At 72.6% G+C, this 17,243-nt stretch carries 16 protein-coding genes; 7 read left to right on the top strand and 9 right to left on the bottom strand.

The genetic code is table 11. The annotated features are described in order from the left end of the window. Nucleotides 1-216 precede the first annotated feature (216 nt). The 3 genes from ACWGL3_RS16465 to ACWGL3_RS16475 all read left to right on the top strand — a co-directional run bounded on the left by ACWGL3_RS16465 (nucleotide 217) and on the right by ACWGL3_RS16475 (nucleotide 3,156). Entirely contained in the window at nucleotides 217-1,803 is a 1,587-nt protein-coding gene (locus ACWGL3_RS16465; RefSeq protein WP_452461491.1) for a flavin-containing monooxygenase, read from the top strand. Then, nucleotides 1,787-2,137, top strand: a complete 351-nt coding sequence (locus tag ACWGL3_RS16470; RefSeq protein ID WP_267946219.1) for a DUF4873 domain-containing protein — start codon at nucleotides 1,787-1,789, stop codon at nucleotides 2,135-2,137. Before ACWGL3_RS16465 ends, ACWGL3_RS16470 begins: the two co-directional genes overlap by 17 nt. Before the next feature lie 122 nt (nucleotides 2,138-2,259). Continuing rightward, nucleotides 2,260-3,156 carry an alpha/beta fold hydrolase gene (locus ACWGL3_RS16475; protein ID WP_267946220.1) on the top strand — a complete coding sequence of 299 codons (897 nt, stop codon included), beginning with the start codon at nucleotides 2,260-2,262 and terminating at the stop codon, nucleotides 3,154-3,156. A 40-nt stretch (nucleotides 3,157-3,196) separates the two neighbouring features. Here the strand turns inward: ACWGL3_RS16475 and ACWGL3_RS16480 are convergent, their stop codons facing one another. The 4 genes from ACWGL3_RS16480 to ACWGL3_RS16495 form a co-directional block, all read right to left on the bottom strand. Beyond that, nucleotides 3,197-3,748 (bottom strand): PIN domain-containing protein, encoded by a 552-nt coding sequence (locus ACWGL3_RS16480; protein ID WP_452461492.1) that lies wholly within the window; start codon nucleotides 3,746-3,748, stop codon nucleotides 3,197-3,199. A 12-nt stretch (nucleotides 3,749-3,760) separates the two neighbouring features. Beyond that, on the bottom strand, nucleotides 3,761-4,231 hold the full coding sequence (locus tag ACWGL3_RS16485; RefSeq protein ID WP_344178262.1) for a helix-turn-helix domain-containing protein: 471 nt from the start codon (nucleotides 4,229-4,231) through the stop codon (nucleotides 3,761-3,763). Nucleotides 4,232-4,445: 214 nt separating this feature from the next. After that, nucleotides 4,446-5,804, bottom strand: coding sequence for a four-carbon acid sugar kinase family protein (locus ACWGL3_RS16490; RefSeq protein ID WP_267946221.1), 1,359 nt, complete (start codon nucleotides 5,802-5,804; stop codon nucleotides 4,446-4,448). A gap of 190 nt (nucleotides 5,805-5,994) precedes the next feature. Beyond that, nucleotides 5,995-7,107, bottom strand: coding sequence for a Gfo/Idh/MocA family oxidoreductase (locus ACWGL3_RS16495; RefSeq protein WP_433698177.1), 1,113 nt, complete (start codon nucleotides 7,105-7,107; stop codon nucleotides 5,995-5,997). A gap of 214 nt (nucleotides 7,108-7,321) precedes the next feature. On the opposite strand from ACWGL3_RS16495, the gene ACWGL3_RS16500 reads away from it, so the two are divergent. The 3 genes from ACWGL3_RS16500 to ACWGL3_RS16510 all read left to right on the top strand — a co-directional run bounded on the left by ACWGL3_RS16500 (nucleotide 7,322) and on the right by ACWGL3_RS16510 (nucleotide 10,731). Beyond that, the gene (locus ACWGL3_RS16500; protein WP_267946223.1) at nucleotides 7,322-8,677 is read left to right on the top strand and encodes an ABC transporter substrate-binding protein; all 1,356 of its coding nucleotides are present in this window, start codon (nucleotides 7,322-7,324) and stop codon (nucleotides 8,675-8,677) included. An 81-nt stretch (nucleotides 8,678-8,758) separates the two neighbouring features. Further along, on the top strand, nucleotides 8,759-9,736 hold the full coding sequence (locus ACWGL3_RS16505) for a carbohydrate ABC transporter permease (protein WP_267946224.1): 978 nt from the start codon (nucleotides 8,759-8,761) through the stop codon (nucleotides 9,734-9,736). Beyond that, entirely contained in the window at nucleotides 9,733-10,731 is a 999-nt protein-coding gene (locus ACWGL3_RS16510; protein ID WP_267946225.1) for a carbohydrate ABC transporter permease, read from the top strand. The genes ACWGL3_RS16505 and ACWGL3_RS16510 overlap by 4 nt, the downstream gene beginning before the upstream one ends. Nucleotides 10,732-10,805: 74 nt before the next feature. Here the strand turns inward: ACWGL3_RS16510 and ACWGL3_RS16515 are convergent, their stop codons facing one another. From ACWGL3_RS16515 to ACWGL3_RS16535, 5 genes are all read right to left on the bottom strand, one after another. Continuing rightward, nucleotides 10,806-11,750 carry a fructosamine kinase family protein gene (locus ACWGL3_RS16515; protein WP_267946226.1) on the bottom strand — a complete coding sequence of 315 codons (945 nt, stop codon included), beginning with the start codon at nucleotides 11,748-11,750 and terminating at the stop codon, nucleotides 10,806-10,808. 5 nt (nucleotides 11,751-11,755) lie between these two features. Continuing rightward, nucleotides 11,756-12,283 (bottom strand): low molecular weight protein-tyrosine-phosphatase, encoded by a 528-nt coding sequence (locus tag ACWGL3_RS16520; RefSeq protein ID WP_267946227.1) that lies wholly within the window; start codon nucleotides 12,281-12,283, stop codon nucleotides 11,756-11,758. A gap of 71 nt (nucleotides 12,284-12,354) precedes the next feature. After that, nucleotides 12,355-12,789 (bottom strand): response regulator, encoded by a 435-nt coding sequence (locus tag ACWGL3_RS16525; RefSeq protein ID WP_267946228.1) that lies wholly within the window; start codon nucleotides 12,787-12,789, stop codon nucleotides 12,355-12,357. 29 nt (nucleotides 12,790-12,818) lie between these two features. After that, nucleotides 12,819-14,759, bottom strand: coding sequence for an ATP-binding protein (locus ACWGL3_RS16530; RefSeq protein WP_267946229.1), 1,941 nt, complete (start codon nucleotides 14,757-14,759; stop codon nucleotides 12,819-12,821). A 23-nt stretch (nucleotides 14,760-14,782) separates the two neighbouring features. Continuing rightward, a complete protein-coding gene (locus ACWGL3_RS16535) occupies nucleotides 14,783-16,042 on the bottom strand; it encodes a PP2C family protein-serine/threonine phosphatase (protein ID WP_267946230.1) in 1,260 nt (419 codons plus the stop codon). Between the two features lie 508 nt (nucleotides 16,043-16,550). On the opposite strand from ACWGL3_RS16535, the gene ACWGL3_RS16540 reads away from it, so the two are divergent. Further along, nucleotides 16,551-17,237 carry a biliverdin-producing heme oxygenase gene (locus tag ACWGL3_RS16540; RefSeq protein WP_267946231.1) on the top strand — a complete coding sequence of 229 codons (687 nt, stop codon included), beginning with the start codon at nucleotides 16,551-16,553 and terminating at the stop codon, nucleotides 17,235-17,237. Nucleotides 17,238-17,243 lie beyond the last annotated feature (6 nt).

Genomic DNA, 17,243 nt, shown 5'->3' on the forward strand with positions numbered 1-17,243 from the left:
CCCCGTAACCACCCCCCGCGCCACGTCTTCCGGCGGCGGCCCCGACCTCCCGGGGGCGAAACGCGCCACGCCCCCGGGAGCCGCACCTCCCGGAGGCGAACGCGCCTCGCCTCCGGGCGGCGACTCCCCCGGGGGCGTACGCGCCACGTCCCCGGGGGCCACACCCCCGCCTCGGGAGGCACCACCCCGGGCCGGTTCGCACGAAGGGACCAGAACGTGACCGAAGCACCCCCGCACTTCCGGGTGGCCGTCATCGGGTCGGGATTCGCCGGCCTCGGCATGGCCGTCCGGCTCAAGCAGGCCGGTCTGGACGACTTCGTGGTCCTGGAGCGCGCCGACGACGTCGGCGGCACCTGGCGCGACAACGACTACCCGGGCGCCGCCTGCGACGTCCCCTCCCACCTGTACTCGTTCTCGTTCGCGCCCAACCCGCACTGGAGCCGCACGTTCTCCCCCCAGTCCGAGATCTGGGAGTACATGAAGCGGGTGGCCGGGGAGTACGGCGTGGACCGGCACGTGCGCTACGGCAGCGACGTGCGCTCCGCGCGGTGGGAGCCCGACGGCAACCGCTGGCGGATCACGACCGACGGCGGCACGGTGACCGCCCAGTTCCTGGTGAGCGGGGCCGGCCCCCTCGCCGACCCGTCCTACCCCGACGTCAAGGGCCTGGACTCGTTCGAGGGCAAGCTGTTCCACTCCGCGGAGTGGGACCACGGCCACGACCTCGCCGGCCGGAGGGTCGCGGTGATCGGCACCGGGGCGTCGGCCATCCAGTTCGTCCCCCGGATCCAGCCGGAGGTCGGCGCCCTGACGCTGTTCCAGCGGACCGCCCCGTGGGTGATGTTCCGCCACGACCGCGACATCACCAGGGTCGAGAGCTGGCTGTACCGGACCTTCCCGGTCACTCAGCAGATCGCGCGCAAGAGCATCTACTGGGGTCGGGAGACCTACATCCTCGGCTTCGCCAAGAACCCGAGGCTGCTCACCGTCGTGGAGCGGCTCGGCAGGGCCAACATCGCCCGCAGCGTCAAGGACCCCGTGCTGCGGGCCAAGCTCACCCCGGACTTCCGGGCGGGCTGCAAGCGCATCCTGATGTCCAACGACTACTACCCGGCGCTGGCCAGGCCCAACGTCGACGTGGTGACCGACGGCATCACGGAGATCCGCCCCCACGCGGTCGTCACCCGGGACGCGTCGGGCCGCGAGACCGAGCACGAGGTCGACACCGTCATCCTCGGCACCGGCTTCCACGTCACCGACCCGCCGATCGCCCAGCGCATCCTCGACGCGGAGGGCCGCTCCCTGGCCGAGCACTGGGGCTCCGACGTGCGGGCGTTCCGGGGCACCACGGTCGCCGGCTTCCCCAACGCCTTCGTGCTGGCCGGGCCGAACACCGGGCTGGGGCACACCTCCCAGGTGTTCATGATCGAGGCGCAGATCCGGTACACGATGGAGGCGCTCAAGTACCTCTGCAAGCACGGGCTCGACCGGTTGGACGCGCGCCCGGAGGCGGAGAGGGCCTACAACGACATGGTGGACGAGTCCATGGAGGGCACCGTGTGGGTGTCCGGCGGCTGCGACAGCTGGTACCTGAACGAGGAGGGGCGCAACACGACGCTGTGGCCCACCTTCACGTGGGACTTCGCGCTGCGCACCCGCTGGTTCGACCCGCACAACTACGACCTGCGGGTGGACCGCGCTCGCACGCGCGGCGCCCGCCGCCCCGCCGTCGCGGCCCGGGGGCCGGCGGTCGGCGGAACGAGAAGGAGAGGGAGAAGGAGGGCCGATGAGCGGGTTCGGTGATGACGAGGAGGAGTACCGGGGCACGGTCACGGTCGTGCTGCCCGGTCCGTCCGACGGGGAGGACGGCGCCGCCGTCGAGGTGGACGCCCACCTCGCGGGCAACTTCTCGCCCCTGACCGGCGACTACCGGTGGCGGGGCCGCCTGTCCGCGAGCCCCGAGGTGACCTCGGCCTTCCGGGAGGGCGCGCGCACCGTCGTGGTCCGCACGCCGGACGGGTTCGAGGGCACCGGCGCCCTGGGCGAACCCAACCTGTGGGGAGGCCACCCGGTCAACGGGGCGGGCTCCCCTCCCTTCGCGGTCCCCCGGATCGACGTCGACGAGCTCGACGCCTGACCCCCCGAACGTCCCCCCGGGCCACGCGCCGACCCGGGGGGACACCCCCGCGGCGCGACCGCCGTCTCGTCCCCGCCCCGGGGCGGCACCCCTGAGCACCCCCAGAGCGAGAGGCAACCCCGATGGCCATCCGACACGTGGGCCGCGCCCGCGAACTCCAGGTCCGCTCCGCCGACGGCACGCTGCTGCACGCCGAGGTCCGCGGCCCCGAGGACGGGCCGACCCTGGTCCTCGCCCACTGCTGGGCGACGTCGCTGGCCTCGTGGGGGCCGGTGGTGCGCGAGCTGGACCCGAACCTGCGCGTGGTGCTCTACGACCAGCGCGGACACGGCCGCTCGCAGACGCCCCTGACCCGGGCCGGGTACAGCACGGACAAACTGGCCGACGACCTGTGCGCCGTGCTGGAGGCGACCGTCCCCGAGGGGCGCCGGGCCGTGGTCGCCGGGCACAGCATGGGCGGGATGACGATCATGGCCGCCGGGGACCGCAGGGTGTTCCGGGACAGGGCGGGGGCCGTGCTGCTCACCAACACCGGGTGCACCCAGCTGCCGAAGCGCTCCACCGCCATCCCGCTGCCCGGCCCGCTGGGCGCGCTGGGCGCGAGGGCGTTCCTCCAGGCTCCGCTCCCCCTGGGCCCGGCCAACGCGGTGAGCGCGCGGGCGCTGAAGTTCCTGGTGATGGGCAAGGAGGCGGACCCGCGCACGGTGAGGCTGTGCGCGAGGCTGGTGCACGCGTGCGGCGGCGTGCCGCGCGGCCGGTGGGGCGGGGTGATGAGCGGGCTGGAGCTGGACGACACGGCGCGGCGGATCTCGGCGCCCACCGTCGTGGTGGTGGGCACGCAGGACAAGCTGACCCCTCCGTGGCACGCGCACCACATCGCCGGTCTGCTCCCGAACTGCGAGGAGGTGCGGGAGGTCCCCGGCACCGGCCACATGGGCCCGCTGGAGAACCCGCGCGTCCTGTCCGACCTGCTGGAGAAGCTCGCCGTCGACCACCTGCGGGCGGAGCTCGCCGCCTGAGGCACGGCGCCCCGGGACCGGGCCGGACCCCCTCTGCACGTCACCGGAGGTGCCGACGTGCCTCCGCGGCGAACCGGGGAGCCCCCGCCCGCTCCAGCAGGGCGAGGACGCCGGGAACCGTCGTCGGCTCCCTCCGGTAGGAGGCGGCCTGCGCCTCCAGTACGTCGAGCGTCAGGCCCGGATGGAGGTCGAGCTGGTCGAGCAGGAACTCGTCGGGGTGCAGGGCGACCAGGTCGTACGGCTTCAGCGCGGGTTCGGGGAAGTCCCGGAGGTTGAAGGTGACGACGGCCTCGGCGTTGGCACGGACCGCGGCGGCGAGGACGTGCCTGTCCTTCGGGTCGTTCTCCATACCGGCGACGAGCGCCTCGTAGCCGCGCACCACCGCGTCGGGAAAGGCGCGGTTCATCTGGTCGATCCTGCGGTCCACCCTCTCCGGAGCGATACCGCGCAGAACCAGGTTCCGGCCGAGCTCCTCGAGGACGTCGGCCGACCACAGGGGGCGGTAGGCCCCGGCCACGGCGAGCCGGAGAAGGGTGTCGCAGAGGTAGGCCGGATAGAGCACACAGGTGTCGACGAAGGCGGGAAAGGCCATGGCTGACCGTTCTCACCTGGTGTTCTGGGGGGTCGGGGTCACATCGTAGAGCCCGGCCTCCTCGGCGTCCGCCGCCATCTCGTCCAGGACCCGTTCGCGTTCCCTCCGGGTGGCCTCCTGGTACTCCAGCACGTCGCGGAGCAGGACCCGGCGGTGGCGCCCCCTCATGCTGTGGGGGATCTCCCCGTCCTCGAGCAGGCGCACGAGGGTCGGCCGCGAGACGCCGAGCAGTTCGGCGGCCTCCTGCGTGGTCAGCATCGTGTTGTGGGGGGCGATGGAGATCGCGAGGCCCTGGGACAGAGCCGACACGACATCGCGCAGGACTCCGTAGAGCTCGTCCGGGATCTCCAGCTCGGAGCGGTCGGGCCCGACCAGGCGCGCACGGGAGGCAGTCCCCGGTTCCGCCAGTCCCCTGGCGAACCGCACCAGTTCGGAGCGGTCGTTCGGCGGAAGGAGCGTCCGCTCGCGCAGTGTGCTCGTCATACGACCACACTACCCGTAATCGAAAAAAACGAAAGCCCTGCGGGCGGAGCTCGCCGCCTGAGGCACGGCGCCCCGGCACCGGGCCCGACCCCCTCTGCACGTCACCGGAGGTGCCGACGTGCCTCCGCGGCGAACCGGGGAGCCCCCGCCCGCTCCAGCAGGGCGAGGACGCCGGGAACCGTCGTCGAAGGAAGCGAAAGCCCCGGCGGGCGGGTCAGAGGTCGCGGGACAGGGTCGGGACCACGTGCTCCGAGACCTCCGAGTGCACCTGGTGCAGCCGCGTCTGCACGGCCCGCCGCAGCTTGGCCAGGCACTCGACGAGGGTGATGTCGTCCCCCACCAGGCCGCCCTTGGCCACGGTCGGGGTCCCGTCCAGCGGTCCTCCGCTGAGGTGCCCGTGCACCGCCAGGGGCACGACCTCGCCGCCGACGTCGAAGGCGTGCACGTCCAGCTCGTCCAGCAGGCTCGCGACGAGGTCCCCCCCGGTCAGGTAGAGGCCGCTGGGCAGGGCGTGGGCGCCCGTGGTGTCGGCCACGTCGTTGACGACGTCGGCCACCAGGCGGGCGATCCGGCCGGGCAGTTCGGCCCGAGCCTGGGCGGGCATCCCCCGCACCCGCTCGGCCGGGGTGACCAGCCTCAGCACGCACAGCTCCGGGAACCCCGAGGACGTCAGCTGGTCGGTCAGCTCCGCGGCGACCTCGTCCCCGTGCCCGCTCCCCGGGTCGGCGAGGGCCACCGCGTCCACGTCCACGAAGCGCACCGCTCCCGTGCGCGCCACCGTGGCCAGCTGCCGCCGGGTCAGGTCGGTGGTGCTGCCGACCACGCCGAGCAGCGGTCCGCGCGACCCCGCCTGGCCGCGCAGCCGCAGCGCGTACGCCAGCAGCGCGCCCGTCGGCCCGGGGTCGACGGACACCCACACGACCCCGTCCCGCTGGTGGGCCTCGGCGGCGGCCTCCGCGATGTCGGTGAGGTGCTGCTCGGTGCTCGCGTCGCAGACCACGACGGGCTCGTCACCGGCCAGGAGCTCCGAGGTCAGCATCGCGTGGGTGACCTGTCGGACCGGGACGTGCCGCACGGGGAGGTCGCACTGGGCGGCGAGGATGTCCGCGACCACGCTGGTCGTCATGGGGAAGAGGGGGTCCACCGCCAGCTCCGTGCGTTCCAGCGGCAGCCCGTGGAGCAGTTGCAGGCCGTCCTCGGTGATCCGGCCGGACGCCGGGAACGCGGGGCTGAACAGCACCCGCACCCGCGTCCCCGCGGGCACCCGCTCGCGGACCGCGTCGTAGGCGGCCTCCAGTTCGGCGCCGATGTTGCCGCGCAGCGTGGAATCGGTGCGCTTGACCACCAGACCCACCGGCCACACGGCTTCGACCACGTCGGTGACCAGGTCGGCGGCCTGGTCGGCGGGGACGTGCCGGCTGTCGAGGTTGGCCACGACCACGTCGTAGTCCCCGGCCACCTGGCTCACGTGCTCCGGGGTCACCGTGGCCACGCGCATCCCGGTCCGGGCGAACCTGGCACCGGTGGCGTTCGCGCCGGTGAGGTCGTCTGCGACCACGAGGACCTGGGCCACGACACGTCTCCTTCGGTCTTCGGGACGAAACCCTGGGGCAACCTCCCCCCAACATAGGGCCACGGGGAGGCGCCGCAGGCCCGGGACGCCGCCGGGGACCCGGTCCGCCGTCCGCACCTCCCGGGGCGGGGGCGCAGCCCCTCCCCCTCTCCGCCGGCTCCCGTCCCCCCGGAGCCCGCCCGCGCCCGCCCTAGAGGGCGACGACCGCGCGGGTGCGGGCGCTGCGCCTCGCCGCCTCGATGACCTCCAGGCCGTGGACGACCTCGTGCAGGTCCACCGGCAGGGGCTCCCCTTCGCCGACCGCGTCGCGCACGCCCGCGTAGAACTCCGGGTAGGCCCCGCGCGCCGACGGCACGCGGCGGGTGTCCCCGTCCACCCCGAGCACGCCCCACCGCTCCTCGGGGACCACGCCCCAGTCGGGGGCGTCGGGCCGCTCGCCCGCCGCCAGCCTGGCCTCCTGCCCGTCCATGCCGTGGCTGGTGAAGGCCCCGTGGTCGCCCAGCACCCGGAAGCGCGGTCCGCCCTGGCCGGTGAGCGCGCCCATCCACAGGTGGGAGCGCGTGCCCCGGACGTGTTCGAGCGCGAGGAACACGTCGTCGTCGGCGCCGACCCCCTCGCGGAGGGCGTCGACCTCGGCGTAGACGGAACCGACCGGGCCGAACAGGTTGACCGCCTGGTCGATGAGGTGCGGCCCCAGGTCGTAGAGCAGGCCCGCACCGGCCTCCACCCCGCCGGCCTCCCGCCAGGTCCCCTTCGGCCGGGGCCGCCAGCGCTCGAACCGCGACTCGAACCGGTGCACGCGGCCCAGGGCGCCGTCCTCGATCAGGTTCCACAGGGTGAGGAAGTCGGCGTCCCACCGGCGGTTCTGGTAGACGGTGAGCACCCGGTCGAGCTTGTCCGCCAGGTCGGTGAGCTCACGCGCCTGCCGCGCGGTGAGCGCGAAGGGCTTGTCGACCACGACGGCCATCCCGGCCTCCAGCGCCGCACGGGCGAGGGGCGCGTGGGTGTCGTTGGGCGTGGTGACGACGGCGATCTCGTACCGGTCGGCGTCGGCCCACAGGTCGGCGACGGCGGAGTAGACGGTGACCCCCGGGTACCGCGCCTCGACCGCGCTCCGGCGGCCCGGGTCGCCGGTGACGACGGCGGACAGCCGCAGCCCCGGGACCGCGTCGACGAGGGGCGCGTGGAAGACCTCCCCGCCCTTGCCGTAGCCGATGAGGGCGACGTGCAGCTCGGGCCCGTCGTGCCCTGGGGCGCCGTTCCCCGGCGTTCCCCGGTCCGGTCCATGGGGTGCGTCAGCCATGTCCCCAATCTAGGGCCTCGCCCGGCGGGAAACCGGCGTGCCCCCTCCGAACAGCATGTTTCGCCATTGTTACGAAAGGTTTTGCAAAATATGTAGACATTTGCAGAGAAGGGGGCTTGCATCTCTTCCAGGTATGCCATGGGTCACACGACCCCCCGGGGGCGGCGCCGGACCGGCGGCGCCCCCGTCAGATGACCGAGGGAGAACCACCCCCATGCCGAGACCAGACCCCAGGGTCCGCCGCCACCTGGCCGCGGCGGCCGCGGCCGGAACCGTCCTCCTCGTCGCCTCCGGGTGCGGATTCCTCAGCGGCGAGGGCGGCGGCGGGACCGTCGACACCTCCGACCTCGACTGCTCCCCCTACGAGCAGTGGGCCGACACCGGGGGCACCGTCGACGTCTACGCCTCCATCCGCGACATGGAGGGCGACCTCCTGGAGGAGTCCTGGGCCGAGTTCGCCGCCTGCACCGGGATCACCGTCCAGTACGAGGGAAGCGGGGAGTTCGAGGCCCAGCTGCCCATCCGCCTCGACGGCGGCAACGCCCCCGACCTGGCCTTCATCCCCCAGCCCGGCCTGCTCCAGCGAGCCGCCGCCGACGGCCACGCCGTCCCGGTCTCCGACGGTGTCCGCGAGAACGTCGAGGCCGGCTGGAGCGAGGACTGGCAGGGCTACGCCACCGTCGACGGCGACCTCTACGGCTCCCCCCTGGGCGCCAACATGAAGTCGATGGTCTGGTACTCGCCGACGTACTTCGCCGACAACGGCCACGAGATCCCCCAGACGTGGGACGAGATGCTCGAACTCAGCGACACCATCGCCGAGTCCGGCACCAAGCCGTGGTGCGTGGGCTTCGAGTCCGGCGACGCCACCGGCTGGCCCGGCACCGACTGGATCGAGAACGCGCTCCTGCGCACCTCGGGCACCGACGCCTACCACGAGTGGATCGCCCACGACATCCCCTTCGACGCGCCCGAGGTCGAGGAGGCCTTCGACCTGGCCGACGGGATCATCCGCAACGAGGACTACGTCAACGGCACCTTCGGCGGCGTGGACAGCATCGCCGTCACGTCCTTCCAGGAGGCCGGGCTCCCGCTGCTCGACGGCGGCTGCGCCATGTACCTGATGGGCTCGTTCTACGGCGCCCAGTTCGAGGACGACGTCGAGGTCGGCGAGGACGGCGACGTCTACGGGTTCGTCCTGCCCCCCATGGAGGCGGGCACGGAGGTGCCCATCATGGGCGGCGGCGAGTTCGTCGTGGCCTTCGACGACCGGCCCGAGGTCGTGGCCATGCACGAGTACCTGTCCTCCGGCGACTTCGCGAACAGCCGCGCCTCCCTGGGCTCGTGGGTCTCCGCCCACCAGGACCTGGACCCGGCCAACCTGGCCGACCCCACGGACCAGTTCACCGCCGAGGTCCTCAACGACCCCGACACCGTCTTCCACTTCGACGCCAGCGACGCGATGCCCTCGTCCGTCGGTACCAACGTGTTCTGGACCGGCATCATCGACTGGATCACCGGCAGCTCCACCGGAGACGTCCTGGAGACCGTCGAGTCCGCCTGGCCGTAACCCCCTCCCCCACCCCCGCACGGGGTCCGGCACGGTCCCGCCGGACCCCGTCACACCTCCTGGTACCGACAAGGGGTCTCCATGGAGTACTCGTTCCTGTCCGAGCTTCCCAAGATCGTGTGGATGCTCATCGGGATCGCCTCCTTCCTGGCCGCCATCGGGCTCCTGCTCGTCCTCGTGGACGTGCCCCGGACCCGGCGCGACCGCTGGCAGGCGTTCCTCTTCCTCGCGCCGGCGCTGGTCCTCCTCGTCGGAGGCCTGGTCTACCCGGCACTGCGCACCACCGTGCTGTCCTTCCACGACCGCTCCGGGGAGGAGTTCGTGGGCCTGGCCAACTACGTGTGGATGTTCCAGCGCCCGGAGATCCTCCTCGTCCTGCGCAACACCCTCCTGTGGGTGGTGTTCGCCCCCGTCCTGGCCACCGCCATCGGCCTGCTCTACGCGGTGCTCATCGACCGCTCCCGGTTCGAGTCGGTCGCCAAGTCCCTCGTGTTCATGCCGATGGCGATCTCGTTCGTCGGCGCGAGCATCATCTGGCGGTTCGTCTTCGCCTACCGGCCCGCCGACCAGGAGCAGTACGGCCTGTTCAACCAGATCGTCGTGTGGCTGGGCGGCGAACCGCGGCTGTGGCTGCTCGAACAGCCCCTCAACACCTTCCTGCTGATCCTGGTGCTGATCTGGGTCCAGGCCGGGTTCGCGATGGTCGTGCTGTCCGCGGCCATCAAGGCCATCCCCTCCGAGACGGTCGAGGCCGCGCGCATCGACGGCGCGGGCGCGTGGCAGCTGTTCACCCGGATCACCCTGCCCTCGGTGTGGCCGACCGTGCTGGTCGTGCTCGTCACCATCACCGTCCAGACCCTGAAGGTCTTCGACATCGTCCGCACCATGACCGGCGGCAACTACGGCACCAGCGTGATCGCGAACGAGATGTACAGCCAGGCCTTCCAACAGGGACAGACCGGCCAGGGGTCCGCGCTCGCGGTGTTCCTCTTCGTCCTGGTCGTCCCGCTGGTGGTGCTGCAGATCCGCCGCACCCGCAAGGCGAGGGAGCTCTCATGACCCCGACGAAGAACCCCCCGCGCCCGGGCGGCCCGACGGGCGCCGGAGCGGGGCGCGGCCCCCGGGGCGGTCGGGGGCCCCGGCCCTCCGGCGCCGCCGCCCGGGTGCGCCGCAGGCTCAGCGGCTCGGCCGCGGGCCTGGCCGCGCTCGTGATCGCGGTGGTGTGGACGGTGCCCACGGCGGGCCTGCTCATCTCCTCGTTCCGCCCGGCCGAGCAGATCCGCACGACCGGGTGGTGGACGTTCCTGTCCTCCCCCGACGTGACCCTGGACAACTACCGCGACGTGCTGTTCGGCTCCGCGAACGACGGACGGCTCGCCAGCCACCTGGTGAACTCGTTCGTCATCACCCTCCCCTCCACGGTGTTCGTGCTGGGCGTGGCCGCGCTCGCCGCGTACGCGCTGGCGTGGATCGACTTCCGCGGCCGGGACTGGCTCTTCCTGGGCATCTTCGCCCTCCAGATCGTCCCGTTGCAGATGTCGCTGGTGCCGATGCTGCGGTTCTTCTCGCAGGGGGTCGCGGTCGGCGGCGTCCAGGTGCTGCCCGCGTGGGAGCTGACCGGGGCGATGGCGTTCACGAACGTGTGGGTGGCGCACGCGGTCTTCGGGCTGCCGCTGGGCGTGTTCCTGCTGCACAACTTCATCTCGCAGCTGCCGAGGTCGCTGTTCGAGGCGGCCAGGGTGGACGGGGCGGGCCACGGCCGGATCTTCCTGCGGATCGTGCTCCCGCTCATCACCCCGGCCCTGGTCTCGCTGGGGATCTTCCAGTTCCTGTGGGTGTGGAACGACCTGCTGGTGGCCCTGATCTTCACCGGCGGGGACACGGCGACCGCGCCGCTGACCGTCCGGCTCGCGGAGCTGGCCGGAACGCGCGGGGAGGCCTGGCACCGGCTCACCGCGGGCGCCTTCGTGTCGATGGTCGTGCCGCTGACCGTGTTCTTCCTGCTTCAGCGCTACTTCGTGCGCGGCCTGCTCGCGGGCAGCGTCAAGGGCTGACGGGCGCCGCACCCCCGCGGGCGCCGTCCGCGGGGGCGGTGCCCGCGGGGCCGCGGCTGCCCGGGCTCCGGCCCTCAGCCGCCCCGCAGGGCGGCCCGCGCCGTCTCCAGGGTCGTCGTCCGGTAGGCGGCTCCGAACAGGCACACGTGCACGAGCAGCGGGTGCAGCTGGTGCAGGGCGACGCGGGAGCGCCACCCGTCGGCCAGGGGCGCCACCTCGTTGTAGGCGTCCCTCACCCGTTCCAGGTAGGGCAGCCCGAACAGCGCGAGCATGGCGAGGTCGGCCTCCCGGTGCCCCCCGTGGGCCGCCGGGTCGATCAGCACCGCGTCCCGGGCCCCCCACAGCACGTTGCCGCTCCACAGGTCTCCGTGGATGCGGGAGGGCGGCTCGGGGTCGCCCGCCAGGTCCGCGACCGAGTCCACGACCTTCTCCACGGTGCGGCCGTCCCCGGGGGTGAGCCCGCCCTGGTCGAGGGCCTGGCGCAGGTAGGGGCGGAGCCGCTGCTCGGCGTAGAAGCGCGGCCAGTCGTAGGAGGGGGTGTTGTCCAGGGGGAGGGGGCCCACGTAGCCCGGCCAGTCGGCCCCGAAGCGGTCGGCGCCGGTGAGGTGGGTGCCCGCGAGCCTGCGGCCCAGGCGCTCGGCCGCGCCGGCGGTGGGCTCGCACTGCTCGACCCACGGGAGGACGAGCAGGCGGTCGTCCCAGGCCATGACCTCGATGGCGGGCGAACCGAAGGCGCGCCCCAGCCAGTCGAGCCCGCACGCCTCGGCGACGAGCACACCGCTGGCCGGGGCTCCCCGCACCAGGGACTTGACGAAGAGGCGGGTGCCGTCGGTGAGCTCGGCGAAGGAGATCTCCCAGTCGTGGCTGCTGCCCGCGCGGGCGGCGCGCCCGACCTCCCTGCCGAGCAGGGTGGCCAGGCGCTCGGCCATGGTGCCGTGGACGGGGTCCCGGCGGCGGCCCTCCCGGGGCCCCTCGCCGTCGTCCCCGCCGAAGGCACACACGATCGGTTCCCCCTCCACCCGCGCTACCCCCGCAGCCGGGTGACGAGCTCGCTCGTGAGGCCCTTGGCCGCGGCCTCCACCATGTTGAGGACGGCGGTGAAACCGTCGTCGCCGCCATAGTAGGGGTCGGGCACCTCCGGGTTGGGACCGCCGCCGGGCGCAAAGGACCGGTAGAGCCGCAGCCGCGACATGTCGAAGCCGTGCTTGTCGCCGTGCTCGTCGACGAAGCGCCTGACCTCGTCGAGGTTGTCCAGGTCCATGGCCAGGACCAGGTCGCGTGTGGCCAGGTCGGACGGGTCGAACTGGCGGGCGGTGTGGTGGGTCAGGTAGCCGTGCACGCGCAGCGTGGACGCGGCGCGCGGATCCATCTCCCCGCCCACGTGCCAGTGGCCGGTGCCGGAGCTGTCGACCTCGACGAGGTCTCCCAGTCCGGCGCGTTCGAGGTCGGCGGTGAGGACCTTCTCCGCCATGGGCGACCGGCAGATGTTGCCCAGGCACACCACACTGACACGGTAGGGACCGGCGGGATCACGGGGTTCCGGCAAGCTCATGCCCCAACCGTAACGAAAAACGGGTGCCGCCACCCGCTCCCCCTCCAGCGCGTCCGCTCCGTCCCCCGGTGTCACCCCTTGGGCAGGCGCACCACGGTGACGAAGAAGTCGTCGATCTGGCGGACCACCTTGATGAACTGGTCGAAGTCCACCGGCTTGGGCACGTAGGCGTTGGCGTGCAGGCGGTAGCTCCGCAGCACGTCCTCCTCGGCCTCGGAGGTGGTGAGCACCACGACGGGGATGTGCGCGAGGTCCTCGTCGTTCTTGACCTCCTCCAGCACCTCCCGGCCGTCCTTGCGGGGCAGGTTGAGGTCGAGGAGGATCAGGTGCGGACGGGGCGCGTCGGCGAACTCCCCCTCGCGGCGGAGGAACCGGAGGGCCTCGACGCCGTCGGAGACCACGTGCAGGCGGTTGCCCAGCTTGTGTTCCTCGAACGCCTCCTTGGTCATCAGGACGTCCCCTGGATCGTCCTCGACCAGCAGCACCTCGATGGGATGCACCAACATGACCTCGCTCAAACTTCCAGACCCCTGACTCAGGGCCCCACCCCGTGGTCGGGGGGAACCGTACCGCCACCGGCGGCGGGCGGGGCGGGTCGCCCGTCCCCGGACATGTCGTCCGCGTCCGTGCTCTCCGCTCCGGTGTCGCCGTCGCCCGTGGGCTGTCGTGCGGCCGTCGGCACCGAGGCCTCGGGGGTGTCGGCCTCGGCGTCCTCGGTGCCCTCGTCTCCGATATCGACGGGAGCGCCTCCGACGGTTCCCCTCTCCGGGGCCGCCGTGTCGTCCTCGTGTTCGGAATCCGCGGGCAAGGACCAGCATATGCGGGTTCCGGTCTGCCCGGAGTCGCCTTCGCCGGAGGTTTCGGCCCCCTCAGGGGTCCCGGACCCGGTGTCGAGCCAGATCCTGCCCCCGTGGAACTCCACGATCTTCTTGCACATGGCCAGGCCGATGCCGGTGCCCGTGTACTTCTCCCTCGTATGCAACCGCTGGAAGATCACGAAGATGCGCTCGGCGTACTGCGGTTCGATCCCGATCCCGTTGTCGGCGCAGCAGAACACCCACTCGTCGCCCTGCCGCTCCACGCCGAGGTGGACCCGCGGGTCCTCGTCGCCGCGGAACTTGACCGCGTTGCCCACCAGGTTGAAGAACACCTGCGTGAGCAGGGTGCGGTCGCCCTGCACGGTCGGCATCGGATCCCAGGTGACCTCGGCGCCCACCTCCTCCAGGCGGGTGGACAGGCTGCTCAGGGCGTCGTCCAGGGCGGCGTCCAGGTTGACCGAGGCGAAGTTCCTGGTCCGCCCGACGCGGGAGAACGCCAGCAGGTCGTTGATGAGGGTCTGCATGCGCTTGGCGCCCTCGACGGCGAAGTCGATGTAGGAGTCGGCCCGTTCGTCGAGCTGCCCCTGGTAGCGGCGCTGGAGCAGCTGGCAGAAGCTCGCCACCTTGCGCAGCGGCTCCTGGAGGTCGTGGGAGGCGACGTAGGCGAACTGCTCCAGCTCCAGGTTGGAGCGGCGCAGCTCCTCGGTCTGGTGCTCCAGCAGCGTGGACTGCTCCTGGAGCTTGCGCCGCGCGGACGCCACCTCGTCCAGGTCCTGGACGATGCGCTCGCGCATGGAGTCGACGTCCCGGCCCAGCCGGACGATCTCCGGCGGCCCGTGCAGGGAGATGCGGTGGGCGTAGTAGCCCTCCGAGACCTGGCGCATGTGCCCGGCCAGTTCGTCCAGGGGACGCAGCACCCACTGCTGCAGCATCACCCACAGGAACACCGACAGGAAGACCACGACCAGCCCCACCAGCACCAGGAGGGCGACAACCTGCTGGGTGGCCAGGGTCAGCCCCTCCCGCGCCTGGTCGATCTCGCTCTGGAGCTGCTGGGTCGTGGCGTCGGCGATCCGGGACAGGTCGAGGAACAGCATGCGGCCGCGCTGGAGGTCCTCCCGGGAGATCTCCTGGCCGCTGCTCACCTGCTCCAGCGCGGGCTCGGCGAACTCGTCGGTCCACAGCCGCCCCGCGGCGAGCAGGTCCTCGACGTTGGACTCGACCTCCGGGTTCTCCTCGGCCAGCTCGGAGAGGGCCGCCTGGTTCTCCGCCAGCGTCAGCTGGGAGGCGATGTAGGGCTCCAGGAAGTCCCGGTCCTGCGTGAGGATGTAGCCGCGCAGGGCGTGGTCCTGGCTCAGGTAGGACGAGTGGGTCTGGTCGACGGAGCTGACCGCCGGGGTCAGGGAGTCCACCTGGAGGGCGAGGTTGTCGCGGGCGTTGAGGGCGGCCAGCGTGATGACGGACACGGCCACGACCAGGACGACGGCGACGACCGTCAGGAGGCTGGTGACCCGGCGGCGCAGGCTCCACGACTCGTGGGCCGGGCGCGAGCGCTCCCGGTCGGCCCCGTTGACGAACTGGCCGCCGCCGATCGAGACGCCTCCGAGCAGGCCGGGGCCGGGGTCCGTCCCCGGTCCCTCCGTCGTGTCGGTGTCCATGGCCGTTCCCTCCCGGGTCGGGCTCACTCCAACTCTCCGTGGGTGATGAGCAGCATCGCCACGTCGTCCTGGAGCGGGCCGCCGTTGCTGCGTTCCGCCTCGTCCACCAGGTGTTCCGGCAGGCGGGCCAGTGAGACGCCCTGCCCCAGGACTCCGGTGACCATCCGGCGCAGGCCCGCGACCTCCAGGCGCTCGGGCGGACCGCCGTCGTAGGCGTCCACGAGGCCGTCGGTGTAGAAGAGCACGCTCGCCCCGACGGGCAGGACGACCTCGTCCGTGGCCGTCTCCTCCACCGGGAAGACGCCCAACGGGGGCTGCGGGGTGACCCGCGTCTCCTCGACCGCGCCGTCCTGGACGATCATGGGCGGCGGGTGTCCCAGGACGCGGAGCCTGACCCGGTCGTCGCCGGTGTCCAGGCTCGCCATGCACAGCGTCGCGTACATCTCCTCCTGGGCGCGTTCGCTGACCAGGATGGCCTCCAGGTTGGGCAGCACCCTGGCCTCGTCGACCCCGCCCATGATGAGGGCGCGCCACGCGATGCGCAGGCTGACCCCGAGGGCGGCCTCGTCGGGGCCGTGCCCGCTCACGTCGCCGATGACGACGTGGGTGGTGCCGTCCTTCTCGACCGCGTCGTAGAAGTCGCCGCCGACCAGGGCGCGCTTGCGGCCGGGCCGGTAGTAGGCGCGGTGGCTGAGCGGCGAGCGCTGGAGCAGGACCTGGGGCAGCAGGCCGCGTTCGAGGCGCATGTTCTCCCGGGCGCGGATGCGCGCCTCGCGGAGCTGCCGTGCGCCCTCGTCGGCGCGGCGGCGCTCCAGGGAGTAGCGGAGGCTGCGGCCGAGCAGGGAGCCGTCGACCTGCCCCTTGACGAGGTAGTCCTGGGCTCCGGCCGCGACCGCGGCGACGCCCTCGTGCTCGTCGTCGAGCCCGGTGAAGACCACGACGGCGGCGGCCGGCGCGCCCTCCAGGATCTCGCGGAGGAGCTCCAGGCCGTGGGCGTCGGGCAGGTTCAGGTCGAGCAGGACGCAGCCGCGGAAGCCCTCCAGGTGCTCACGCGCGTCCGCCAGGGTGGAGACCCAGGTGATGCGGGTGTTCAGGGCTGTGTCGGCGAGCAGTTCCTCGGCGAGGAAGGCGTCGCCCGCGTCGTCTTCGACAAGCAGGACGTCAAGCGATTCGACGGTGGCCTCCACCCGGTCGTTGAGGACGGCGTCGTCGCCCAGGGAGGCGCCGCCGTGGGGGGCAGCGCCGTTGGCGGGAGCGGCCTGTGCCGCCCCCTCACCGATCACCGTCCGGGGATCGTGCCCTGTTCTCCTGGTATCCACTCATCGCCTCTGGTCTGCCGGACCGCGGGTGCCTGCCCCGCACGGCGCGCCGAGGAGATCCCTCGGTGCTTCCCGGCGGTTCGGACCACACGACACACAAACGATAATCGCCCCGGCGACCTGTTGACCAGCAGGCGTAACGAGACACATCCGACGCCGACGGCCGGAACCGCCCCCGGGGCGGCCTCCCGGGGGCCTGCGTCCCGCGTGCCGGGCGCCCGGTGCGACGCCGCCCCCACAACCACGCAGAACCGGCATATGCGCATGCAAGGGCACGTGCAGGACATGACCGCGCGACGCCGGGACCCCTTGCGGCGCGGGGGTGCGGGGACGGGGACGGGGCGGGCCCGGGAGCACGGGCGACACACGGGCGGATTTTTTCACGACGACCCGTCATATCCGTCTTGACAGCCCCTCCCACCTAAATGACATGATGTCATAAAGTTTCCGACACGGAAGGCGGACAGCGCAGATGAGCGCAACGGCCGAGGCCCCCTCGACGGCCGCACCCGGCTCGCCCGAGCTGTTCTCCGAACGGCTCAAGGCCGCGACGTGGAGCGACCACCGGGCCGCCGAGGACCACGGGTTCACCCGGGCCCTCCTCGACGGCTCCCTCCCCCTGGCCGGCTACACCGAGATGGTCGCCCAGCACTACTTCGCCTACGCCGCGCTGGAGGAGGTCGGCCGGAGGCTGTCGGACGACCCCGTCGCCGGAAGGTTCCACTACCCCGAGCTCGAACGGCTCCCCGCGCTCGTCCGCGACCTGGAGCACCTGCTCGGCCCCGACTGGCGCGAGCGGATCTCGCCGGGTCCGGCCACCCGCACCTACGCGGCGCGGATCGAGCAGATGGCCGGCCACCCCGAGGGGTTCGTCGCCCACCACTACACGCGCTACATGGGCGACGTGTCCGGCGGGCAGTTCATCCGCCGCGCCGCCGCCGGGGCCTACGGCCTGTCCGACGGGGCGGGCGTCGCCTTCTACGTCTTCGACGCGCTCGGCAGCCTTCCCCGGTTCCGTGCCGGGTACCGCGAGCGCCTCGACTCCCTCGACCTGGACGAGGCGGCCGCCGCGCGCCTCGTGGCCGAGACCCGGCTCGCCTACCAGCTCAACACCGAGGTGTTCGCCGACCTGGGCCGCGTCCACGCCCCGGCCGCCTGAGGGGCC

Source organism: Nocardiopsis sp. NPDC055824, assembly GCF_053616335.1.

Bases quoted from the DNA above. Each gene is read 5' to 3' on its own strand.
- ACWGL3_RS16470 (WP_267946219.1), top strand. From the start codon at position 1,787: ATGAGCGGGTTCGGTGATGACGAGGAGGAGTACCGGGGCACGGTCACG.
- ACWGL3_RS16475 (WP_267946220.1), top strand. From the start codon at position 2,260: ATGGCCATCCGACACGTGGGCCGCGCCCGCGAACTCCAGGTCCGCTCC.
- ACWGL3_RS16480 (WP_452461492.1), bottom strand. From the start codon at position 3,748: ATGGCCTTTCCCGCCTTCGTCGACACCTGTGTGCTCTATCCGGCCTAC.
- ACWGL3_RS16485 (WP_344178262.1), bottom strand. From the start codon at position 4,231: ATGACGAGCACACTGCGCGAGCGGACGCTCCTTCCGCCGAACGACCGC.
- ACWGL3_RS16495 (WP_433698177.1), bottom strand. From the start codon at position 7,107: ATGGCTGACGCACCCCATGGACCGGACCGGGGAACGCCGGGGAACGGC.
- ACWGL3_RS16500 (WP_267946223.1), top strand. From the start codon at position 7,322: ATGCCGAGACCAGACCCCAGGGTCCGCCGCCACCTGGCCGCGGCGGCC.
- ACWGL3_RS16505 (WP_267946224.1), top strand. From the start codon at position 8,759: ATGGAGTACTCGTTCCTGTCCGAGCTTCCCAAGATCGTGTGGATGCTC.
- ACWGL3_RS16510 (WP_267946225.1), top strand. From the start codon at position 9,733: ATGACCCCGACGAAGAACCCCCCGCGCCCGGGCGGCCCGACGGGCGCC.
- ACWGL3_RS16520 (WP_267946227.1), bottom strand. From the start codon at position 12,283: ATGAGCTTGCCGGAACCCCGTGATCCCGCCGGTCCCTACCGTGTCAGT.
- ACWGL3_RS16525 (WP_267946228.1), bottom strand. From the start codon at position 12,789: ATGTTGGTGCATCCCATCGAGGTGCTGCTGGTCGAGGACGATCCAGGG.
- ACWGL3_RS16530 (WP_267946229.1), bottom strand. From the start codon at position 14,759: ATGGACACCGACACGACGGAGGGACCGGGGACGGACCCCGGCCCCGGC.
- ACWGL3_RS16540 (WP_267946231.1), top strand. From the start codon at position 16,551: ATGAGCGCAACGGCCGAGGCCCCCTCGACGGCCGCACCCGGCTCGCCC.